The following is a 7,939-nucleotide window of genomic DNA, read 5'->3' as shown; positions in this document are numbered from 1 at the left end:
GTAGGCTGCACGCCATGACCGACCCCGACCCCGACCGCACCGCGGGACGACCCGACGACCGGGCCGGCCCGGTGTCCGCCTGGCACCGTCTGGCGGCCGACGCCGTCCTGCTCGACGGATTCCACGCGCTCAAGCACGCCGTGCGCTTCGGGGCCGAGGTGCGGGTCGCGCTCACCGCGGACCGGGGTGCCGCGCTCGCGCTCGCCGGTGAACTGGCCGGGGACGTACGGGAGGAACTGGCGGCGCTGCTGACCGAGGTGCCCCACGACACCTACGCCTCGCTCGTGCCGCGCCCGCACCCCACCGCCGTGGCCGCGCTGGCCGTACGCCCCTCCCGCGCGGGCAACCTGGAGAGGCTGGCGCACAGCCCGCGCACCGCGCCCGTGGTGGTCCTGGACAACCCGCGCAACCTCGGGAACGCGGGCGCGGTGATCCGGCTGGCCGCCGGTTTCGGGGCGACCGGGGTCGTCACCACCGGCACGCTCGATCCCTGGCACCCCACCGTCGTGCGCGGCGGGGCCGGGCTGCACTTCGCCACCGCCGTGGAGCGGACGGCGGTCGGGGAGCTGCCGCCGGGGCCGGTCTTCGCACTCGACCCCGAGGGCGAGGACATCCGCTCGCTGAAGCTGCCCGACGACGCGCTGCTCGCCTTCGGCTCCGAGCGCAGCGGACTCTCGCCCGAGCTGCGCGCGCGGGCCGACCATCTGGTGGCACTGCCGATGCGCCCCCAGGTCTCCAGCTACAACCTTGCGACCAGTGTGGCCATGACGCTGTTCCACTGGAGCGCCGCCGGGGGCGCACCGCACGCCTTCTAGGCCTCCTTGCGGACCTCGACCACACGGAACCGGTTGGCCACGAAGGCGCCGTCGCACAGGGCCGCGTTGGCCGCCGCGTTGCCGCCGGAGCCGTGGAAGTCGGAGAAGGCGGCCGTCTGGTTGACGTACACCCCGCCGGTGAGGTTCAGGGAGAGCTGGGCGGCCTCCTCCAGACAGACCTCACGCACCGCCTCCTCGACCTCCGGGGAGGTCGTGTAGGCGCCGACCGTCATCGCGCCCTTCTCCCTGATCGTGCGCCGGAGCAGCCCGGCCGCGTCGTCGGCCGAGTCGACGGCGACGGCGAAGGAGACCGGACCGAAGCACTCGCTCATGTAGGCGGCCTCGGCGTCGGGCTTCGAACCGTCCAGCTTCACGATCACCGGCGTACGGACCACCGCGCCGGGGAACTCCGGGTGGGTGATCTCGCGGGAGGCGAGGGCGACCTCGCCGAGCCCGGCGGCAGCCTCCAGGCGGGCCTTGACGTCCGGGTTGACGATGGCGCCCAGCAGCGCGTTCGCGCGGGTGTCGTCACCGAGCAGGCCGTCGACCGCCTGCGCGAGGTCGGCGACGACCTCGTCGAAGGATTTGTGACCCTGGTCGGTGCCGATGCCCCCGCGTGGGATCACCAGGTTCTGCGGGGTGGTGCACATCTGGCCGCTGTACAGGGACAGGGAGAACGCCAGGTTGGCCAGCATGCCCCGGTAGTCGTCGGTCGACTCCACGATCACCGAGTTGACGCCGGCCTTCTCCGTGTACACCTGCGCCTGGCGGGCGTTGCCCTCCAGCCAGTCGCCGAACTCGGTGGAGCCGGTGTAGTCGATGATCCGGATCTCCGGGCGGGTGGCGAGGGTCTTGGCGATGCCCTCGCCCGGGCGCTCGGCGGCCAGCGCCACCAGGTTCGCATCGAAACCGGACTCGGTGAGCACCTGACGGGCCACCTGGACGGTGAGCGCGAGCGGCAGCACCGCGCGGGGGTGCGGTTTGACCAGGACCGCGTTGCCGGTGGCAAGGGAGGCGAACAGGCCCGGGTAGCCGTTCCACGTCGGGAAGGTGTTGCAGCCGATGACCAGTGCGACGCCCCTGGGGACCGGCGTGAAGTGCTTGGTGAGCGCGAGCGGGTCGCGCTTGCCCTGCGGCTTGGTCCACTCCGCGGTGTCCGGCGTGCGGACCTGCTCCACGTACGCGTAGGCCACCGCCTCCATGCCGCGGTCCTGCGCGTGCGGGCCGCCCGCCTGGAACGCCATCATGAACGCCTGGCCGGAGGTGTGCATGACCGCCTGGGCGAATTCCATGGTCCGGTCGCTGATCCGCTTGAGGATCTCCAGACAGACCACCGCGCGGGTCTCCGCGCCCGCGTCGCGCCAGGCGCGCATCCCGGCCTTCATGGCGGGCAGCAGCTCGTCAGGGTCCGCGTGCGGGTAGCTCACGCCCAGTTCGAGGCCGTAGGGAGAGGTCTCTCCGTCCACCCAGCCGTCCGTGCCCGGCTGGCCGAGGTCGAGGCGGGTGCCGAGCAGGGCGTCGAACGCGGCCTTGCCCGCCGCCATGTCCAGGCTGCCGTTCTCCCCGTACGCCTTGGGGTGCTCGGGGTGCGGGGACCAGTACGCGCGCGTGCGGATCGCTTCCAGCGCCTGGTCCAGGGTGGGACGGTGGCGGGCGATCAGCTCGTGCGCCGTGAGTTCGGCGGCCATGCGGGACCAACTCCTCGTCTCAGGAACTCTTCGTCGAGCTCATGGACCTGTGCGGAAACGTAGTCAGGAACGGGCGGTCAGAGTTAGGGTAACCGAACGATCGGTCGGGACAAGGGGGTCCGCCGCATCCGTGGAGAACCCCGTGCGGGAGGATCGCGCACATGACAGCACTCGACCTCAGCAGTCCCGTGGCCGTGGTCGGCACCGGCACCATGGGCCAGGGAATCGCCCAGGTGGCGCTGGTCGCGGGCCATCCCGTGCGGCTGTACGACGCCGCCCCCGGGCAGGCCCGGCAGGCCGCCGACGCGATCGGCGCCCGGCTCGACCGGCTGGTGGCGAAGGGGCGGATCGGCGCCGCCGAGCGGGACGCCGCGCGTGCCCGTCTCCAGTCCGTCGACGAGCTCACCGGGCTCGCCGGCTGCTCCCTGGTCGTGGAGGCCGTCCTGGAGCGGCTCGACGTCAAGCAGGAGCTGTTCCGGGCGCTCGAGGACATCGTCTCCGACGACTGTCTGCTCGCCACCAACACCTCCTCCCTGTCGGTCACGGCGATCGGCGGTGCCCTGCGCGTGCCCGGACGCTTCGTGGGCCTGCACTTCTTCAACCCCGCGCCGCTGCTGCCGCTCGTCGAGGTCGTCTCCGGTTTCGCCACCGACGTCACCAGCGCCACGCGCGCGTACGAGACGGCCCGCGCCTGGGGCAAGACACCCGTCGCCTGTGCCGACACGCCCGGCTTCATCGTCAACCGCGTCGCCCGGCCCTTCTACGCCGAGGCCTTCGCGGTGTACGAGTCCCAGGGCTCCGACCCGGCCACCATCGACGCGGTCCTGCGCGAGTCCGGCGGTTTCCGGATGGGCGCCTTCGAGCTGACCGATCTCATCGGCCAGGACGTCAACGAGTCCGTCACCCACTCGGTGTGGCGGTCCTTCTTCCAGGACGTGCGCTTCACACCGTCCCTGGCACAGCGCCGGCTGGTCGAGTCCGGCCGGCTCGGCCGCAAGACCGGGCGCGGCTGGTACGACCACGGGGAAGGCGCCGAGCGCCCCGAACCGCACACCGCCGAGCCCGCCGAACCGCCCGCGTACGTCGTCGCCGAGGGCGATCTGGGACCGGCCTCGGAACTGCTCGCCCTGATCGGCGAGGCGGACATCGAGGTCCGCGCGCGGGAGGAGGACGGCGGCACCCGGCTGGTGCTTCCCGGCGGCGGACAGCTGGTGCTCGCCGACGGCCAGACCTCCGTGGAGTTCCTCGACGTCGTCTACTTCGACCTCGCCCTCGACTACCGCACGGCCACGCGTATCGCCCTGTCCCACTGCCAGGACACCTCCGCGCGGACCGTCGCCGAGGCCGTCGGCCTGTTCCAGGCCCTCGGCAAGAAGGTCAGCGTCATCGGGGACGTCCCCGGAATGATCGTCGCGCGGACGGTGGCCCGGATCATCGACCTCGCGCACGACGCCGTCGCCCGCGGCGTGGCCACCGAGGACGACGTCGACACCGCGATGCGGCTGGGCGTCAGCTACCCCCTCGGCCCCTTCGCATGGGGCCGCCGCCTCGGCCGCGTCTGGGCGAGCTCCCTGCTCGCGGATCTGCACGAGCGTGAACCGTCCGGCCGTTACGCGCCGTCCCTCGCGCTCTCCCGCCACGCGTGCGCCACCGAGAAGCGGGAGGACACCCCGTGACCACCGCCAGGCGTGACACGTACACCCCGGAGACGCTGCTGTCCGTCGCCGTCCAGGTGTTCAACGAGCGCGGCTACGACGGCACCTCCATGGAGCACCTCTCCCGGGCCGCGGGCATCTCCAAGTCGTCGATCTACCACCACGTGGCCGGCAAGGAGGAACTGCTGCGCCGCGCGGTGAGCCGGGCACTGGACGGGCTCTTCGGGATCCTCGACGAGGAGCACGCGCGCGTGGGGCGCGCCGCCGGGCGGCTGGAGTACGTCGTACGGCGCATGGTCGAGGTGCTGATCGCCGAGCTGCCGTACGTGACGCTGCTGCTGCGGGTGCGCGGCAACACGGCCACCGAGCGGTGGGCGCTGGACCGGCGGCGCGAGTTCGATCACCGGGTCGCCGCCCTGCTGAAGGCGGCGGCGGCCGAGGGGGACGTGCGCGAGGACATAGAGGTGCGCCTGGTGACCCGGCTGGTCTTCGGGATGATCAACTCGATCGCGGAGTGGTACCGGCCGGACGGGCGGGGCATGAACGAGCGCGAGGTGGCCGACGCGGTGGTGCAGCTGGCCTTCGGGGGGCTGCGCAAGGCGCCCTGAGGGCCATCCCTCACCCCTGCGGTTCCAGGTCCTCCTCCTCGAACACCAGCAGGGTGCGGGTGCTCAGTACCTCGGGGATCGCCTGGAGCCGGGTGAGCACCACCTCGCGCAGCGCGCGGTTGTCCGGCGTGTGCACCAGCAGCAGGACGTCGAAGTCCCCGCCCACCAGGGCGATGTGGGAGGCGCCGGGGAGCTCCCTGAGCTGCTCGCGGACCGTGCGCCAGGAGTTCTGGACGATCTTCAGGGTGATGTAGGCGGACGTCCCGTGGCCGGCCCGTTCATGGTTGACGCGGGCCCCGAAGCCGCGGATGACGCCGTCCTCGACCAGCCGGTTGATCCGCGCGTACGCGTTCGCGCGCGAGACGTGCACCCGTTCGGCGATCGAACGTATGGACGCGCGGCCGTCCGCCTGGAGCATCCGCAGGATGTCCTGGTCGATGCTGTCCAGGGGCCGCGGCGGCACGAGCGGCCCCCTCCCCTCCTGGCCCCCGGCCATTTGTTCAGATGCCACCCGCCCCCACCTCTCCGCCGTGGACGTCCTGCGTCCATCTCAGGGTGTGGAGAACCGTTTGTCCACAGCCTGGTGCCACCCGTAGCCAAAATGTGCCGGCGACCGAACAATCGGTTGGTGAGGCGCGTCACAGACGCCGCGCCTCCGACATCCCACGAGGAGGTGCCGTCATGACGGTCATGGAGCAGCGGGGGGCCTACCGGCCGACCCCGCCGCCCGCCTGGCAGCCCCGTACGGACCCCGCGCCGCTGCTGCCGGACACGGAGCCGTACCGCGTCCTCGGCACCGAGGCGGCCGCCGGGGCCGACCCGGAGCTGCTGCGCCGGCTCTACGCGGAGCTGGTGAGAGGCCGCCGCTACAACGCGCAGGCCACCGCCCTCACCAAGCAGGGCCGTCTCGCGGTCTACCCCTCCAGCACCGGCCAGGAGGCCTGCGAGGTCGCCGCCGCCCTGGTCCTGGAGGAGCGCGACTGGCTTTTCCCGAGCTACCGCGACACCCTCGCCGTCGTCACCCGCGGGGTGGACCCCGTGGAGGCACTCACCCTGCTGCGCGGCGACCGGCACACCGGCTACGACCCCCACGAGCACCGCGTGGCCCCGCTGAGCACCCCGCTCGCCACCCAGCTGCCGCACGCCGTCGGGCTGGCGCACGCCGCCCGTCTCAGGGGCGACGACGTGGTCGCGCTCGCCATGGTCGGTGACGGCGGCACCAGCGAGGGCGACTTCCACGAGGCGCTGAACTTCGCCGCCGTCTGGCAGGCCCCGGTGGTCTTCCTCGTGCAGAACAACGGCTTCGCGATCTCCGTGCCGCTCGCCAAGCAGACCGCGGCACCGTCGCTGGCCCACAAGGCCGTCGGCTACGGCATGCCCGGCCGCCTGGTCGACGGAAACGACGCCGCCGCCGTGCACGAGGTGCTGGCCGACGCCGTGCGCCGCGCCCGCGCGGGTGGGGGCCCGACCCTGGTCGAGGCGATCACGTACCGCGTGGAGGCCCACACCAACGCCGACGACGCGACCCGCTACCGCGGCGACGCCGAGGTCGAGGCCTGGAAGCGGCACGACCCGATCGCGCTGCTCGAGCGGGAGCTGACCGGCCGCGGCCTGCTCGACGAGGCCGCCGCCGAGACCGTCCGTCAGGATGCCGAGGCCATGGCCGCCGACCTGCGGGCCCGGATGAACCAGGACGCCGTGCTCGACCCCATGGACCTGTTCGCCCACGTCTACGCCGAGCCCACCGCCCAGCTGGTGGAGCAGCGGGAGCAGCTGCGGGCCGAGCTGGCGGCCGAGGCCGGGCCGGAAGGGGCGCAGGGATGACCACCGTCGCCGTCAGGCCGGCCACCATGGCGCAGGCCCTCACGCGCGCGATGCGCGACGCCATGGCCGCCGACCCGTCCGTGCACGTCATGGGCGAGGACGTCGGCACCCTCGGCGGTGTCTTCCGGGTCACCGACGGACTCGCCAAGGAGTTCGGCGAGGACCGGTGCACGGACACGCCGCTGGCCGAGGCGGGCATCCTCGGTACGGCCGTCGGCATGGCCATGTACGGGCTGCGCCCGGTCGTGGAGATGCAGTTCGACGCCTTCGCCTACCCGGCGTTCGAGCAGCTCGTCTCGCACGTGGCGAAGATGCGCAACCGCACGCGCGGGAAGATGCCCCTGCCGCTCACCATCCGCGTCCCCTACGGCGGTGGCATCGGCGGCGTCGAGCACCACAGCGACTCCTCCGAGGCCTACTACATGGCGACCCCCGGGCTCCACGTGGTCACGCCCGCGACCGTCGCGGACGCCTACGGACTGCTGCGGGCCGCGATCGCCTCCGACGACCCGGTGGTCTTCCTGGAACCCAAGCGGCTCTACTGGTCGAAGGACTCCTGGAACCCCGAGGCGCCGACGGCCGTTGAACCGATAGGCCGTGCGGTGGTGCGGCGCCCGGGCCGCAGCGCCACGCTCATCACCTACGGGCCGTCCGTACCCGTCTGCATGGAGGCGGCCGAGGCGGCCCGGGCCGAGGGCTGGGACATCGAGGTCGTCGATCTGCGCTCCCTGGTGCCGTTCGACGACGAGACGGTGTGCGCCTCGGTACGGCGGACGGGACGCGCGGTCGTCGTCCACGAGTCGGGTGGCTTCGGCGGCCCGGGCGGGGAGATCGCGGCCCGGGTCATGGAGCGCTGCTTCCACCACCTGGAGGCGCCGGTGCTGCGTGTGGCCGGGTTCGACCTGCCGTATCCGCCGCCGATGCTGGAGCGCCACCACCTGCCCGGTGTGGACCGGATCCTGGACGCCGTGGGGCGCCTGCAGTGGGAGGCCGAGAGCTGATGGCACAGGTGCTGGAGTTCAAGCTGCCCGACCTCGGTGAGGGGCTCACCGAGGCGGAGATCGTGCGCTGGCTGGTGGAGGTCGGCGACGTCGTCGCCGTGGACCAGCCGGTCGTCGAGGTGGAGACGGCCAAGGCGATGGTGGAGGTGCCCTGCCCCTACGGCGGTGTGGTCACCGCCCGCTTCGGCGCGGAAGGCACCGAACTGCCCGTCGGCGCTCCGCTGCTGACGGTCGCGGTGGGCGAGGCCTCCGAAGGCCGCACGGGCGGCGGAACGGGCGAGGGCACGGACACCGCGGACACCGCGGACGCCGCGGACGCCGGGGGCTCCGGTGCGGCCCGCGGCCAAG

General features: G+C 72.8%; 8 protein-coding genes. 6 read left to right on the top strand and 2 right to left on the bottom strand.

What is annotated here, in order from left to right; translation table 11 throughout:
• Positions 1–14 precede the first annotated feature (14 nt).
• Positions 15–815, top strand: a complete 801-nt coding sequence (locus tag B9S61_RS11950; protein WP_103542237.1) for an RNA methyltransferase — start codon at positions 15–17, stop codon at positions 813–815.
• Here B9S61_RS11950 and paaN read toward each other — a convergent pair.
• Positions 812–2,503 carry a phenylacetic acid degradation protein PaaN gene (paaN, locus tag B9S61_RS11945; RefSeq protein ID WP_103542236.1) on the bottom strand — a complete coding sequence of 564 codons (1,692 nt, stop codon included), beginning with the start codon at positions 2,501–2,503 and terminating at the stop codon, positions 812–814. The two genes, B9S61_RS11950 and paaN, sit on opposite strands and share 4 nt — an antisense overlap.
• Before the next feature lie 161 nt (positions 2,504–2,664).
• Here paaN and B9S61_RS11940 point away from each other — a divergent pair, with 161 nt between their 5' ends.
• Positions 2,665–4,179 carry a 3-hydroxyacyl-CoA dehydrogenase gene (locus tag B9S61_RS11940; protein WP_103542235.1) on the top strand — a complete coding sequence of 505 codons (1,515 nt, stop codon included), beginning with the start codon at positions 2,665–2,667 and terminating at the stop codon, positions 4,177–4,179.
• Positions 4,176–4,766, top strand: coding sequence for a TetR/AcrR family transcriptional regulator (locus B9S61_RS11935; RefSeq protein WP_103542234.1), 591 nt, complete (start codon positions 4,176–4,178; stop codon positions 4,764–4,766). Before B9S61_RS11940 ends, B9S61_RS11935 begins: the two co-directional genes overlap by 4 nt.
• Before the next feature lie 10 nt (positions 4,767–4,776).
• Here B9S61_RS11935 and B9S61_RS11930 read toward each other — a convergent pair whose 3' ends face one another.
• Positions 4,777–5,262, bottom strand: a complete 486-nt coding sequence (locus tag B9S61_RS11930; RefSeq protein ID WP_103542233.1) for an Lrp/AsnC family transcriptional regulator — start codon at positions 5,260–5,262, stop codon at positions 4,777–4,779.
• 185 nt (positions 5,263–5,447) lie between these two features.
• Here B9S61_RS11930 and pdhA point away from each other — a divergent pair, with 185 nt between their 5' ends.
• The 3 genes from pdhA to B9S61_RS11915 all read left to right on the top strand — a co-directional run.
• Positions 5,448–6,590 carry a pyruvate dehydrogenase (acetyl-transferring) E1 component subunit alpha gene (gene pdhA, locus B9S61_RS11925; protein WP_103542232.1) on the top strand — a complete coding sequence of 381 codons (1,143 nt, stop codon included), beginning with the start codon at positions 5,448–5,450 and terminating at the stop codon, positions 6,588–6,590.
• A complete protein-coding gene (locus B9S61_RS11920) occupies positions 6,587–7,591 on the top strand; it encodes an alpha-ketoacid dehydrogenase subunit beta (RefSeq protein WP_103542231.1) in 1,005 nt (334 codons plus the stop codon). Before pdhA ends, B9S61_RS11920 begins: the two co-directional genes overlap by 4 nt.
• The coding region (locus B9S61_RS11915; protein WP_308457759.1) for a biotin/lipoyl-containing protein at positions 7,591–7,939 on the top strand (349 nt) is incomplete at its 3' end. The genes B9S61_RS11920 and B9S61_RS11915, both read left to right, overlap by 1 nt.

Origin of the sequence: Streptomyces sp. SM1 (assembly GCF_002910825.1) — a bacterium.
Taxonomy (GTDB): domain Bacteria; phylum Actinomycetota; class Actinomycetes; order Streptomycetales; family Streptomycetaceae; genus Streptomyces; species Streptomyces okerensis.
This window is presented reverse-complemented; position numbering and strand designations above follow the sequence as displayed.